This is a genomic window from Phytoactinopolyspora endophytica (genome assembly GCF_004138495.1).
Taxonomy (GTDB): Bacteria; Actinomycetota; Actinomycetes; order Jiangellales; family Jiangellaceae; genus Phytoactinopolyspora; species Phytoactinopolyspora endophytica.
On the sequence record NZ_ML142886.1, the window covers coordinates 2,047 to 3,288 of the forward strand.

The 1,242-nt window shown below is 63.3% G+C and carries 2 protein-coding genes; one reads left to right on the top strand and one right to left on the bottom strand.

The genetic code is table 11. From position 1 onward, the window contains the following. Positions 1 to 288, bottom strand: a 288-nt coding sequence (locus ELR45_RS41955; protein WP_240760338.1) for a transposase, incomplete at its 3' end; no start/stop codon positions are given. Between the two features lie 266 nt (positions 289 to 554). Here ELR45_RS41955 and ELR45_RS40125 point away from each other — a divergent pair. Next, positions 555 to 1,242, top strand: a 688-nt coding sequence (locus ELR45_RS40125; protein WP_205857807.1) for an IS110 family transposase, incomplete at its 3' end; no start/stop codon positions are given.

A 1,242-nucleotide genomic window follows, 5' to 3' on the forward strand; every position in this document is an offset into this window, starting at 1 on the left:
GGGCACCTCAATCTCGACCGGGCCGATCTCGGTCAGCACCGTCTTCGCCCTCGTCCCGTTACGCGAGTTCCCGCTGCCACGCCCGGCCGGGTCGTGCTTGTCGTATCCCAAGTGCTCACTCATCTCCGCATCCAGCGCAGTCTCGAGCACACTCTTCGTCAACTGGTTCAACAGCCCATCCGGGCCCACCAGATCCACACCCTGTTCCTTGGCCTGCGCCAACAACTGTTCAGCCAGCCGCTGCGGATCCACCTGATCATCGGTCACAGGCCCCAGTGTTTCCGTCATGATCGATCCTTCCCGCCAAGCAACGCTCGGCGTGTCAGACCAAGACCAAGATCCACCGTTTCTCCCAGTGTCATGATCATCATGTCGGCTGGTTCGCTCAACCGTTTCTTTCGCCCATTGTGGCTTGTGTCCGTAGTGCGGCCGCTCGACATGTACGTGGACCGGCCGATCTGGCTTAAGAGGAGCGTGGCGTCCCCCCCTACTGGGATATGCCGACCGACCGGTCCCGCTGCCGCCATCCACTGCAGGAAGGAGACATACTCATCATGGTGGTCATCGGGGTCGATGCACACAAGCGCACTCACACAGCGGTCATAGTCGATCACCTCGGTCGCCAGTTGGCCACGAAGACGGCCGGCACGATCAGCAACGATCACCTACCGCTGCTGCAATGGGCGAATGGGGACCACACCGATCGCGTGTGGGCGATCGAGGACTGCCGACACCTGTCTCGTCGCCTCGAGCGGGACCTGGTCGCCGCGGGTGAACGAGTGGTGCGGGGTGAACGAGTGGTGCGGGTTCCGCCGAAGCTGATGGCGAACGTGCGTAACAGTGCTCGAATGTTCGGCAAGTCTGACCCGATCGACGCGCTCGCCATCGCCCGCGCCGCATTGCGGGAGCCAGACCCGCCTGTGGCACGGCTTGACGGCGTCGAACGCGAGATCCGGTTGCTGGTCGACCACCGAGAAGATCTGGTGGCCGAACGCACCCGAACCATTGCCCGGTTGCGCTGGCACCTGCACGAACTTGACCCCGGCTGTACACCACCAGCGAAGCTCGACCGAGCCAGCGCCTACGACACCATCGACACCCACCTCACGATGTTCGACAGCCTCGTCGCCGATCTCGCTCGTCGCCTCATCGAACGCCTGCGGCAGTCGACCGCAGAGATTGACGAGCTGACCGCGCAGATCACCACCATGACCACCACGGTGGCGCCATCGCTGTTGGCGA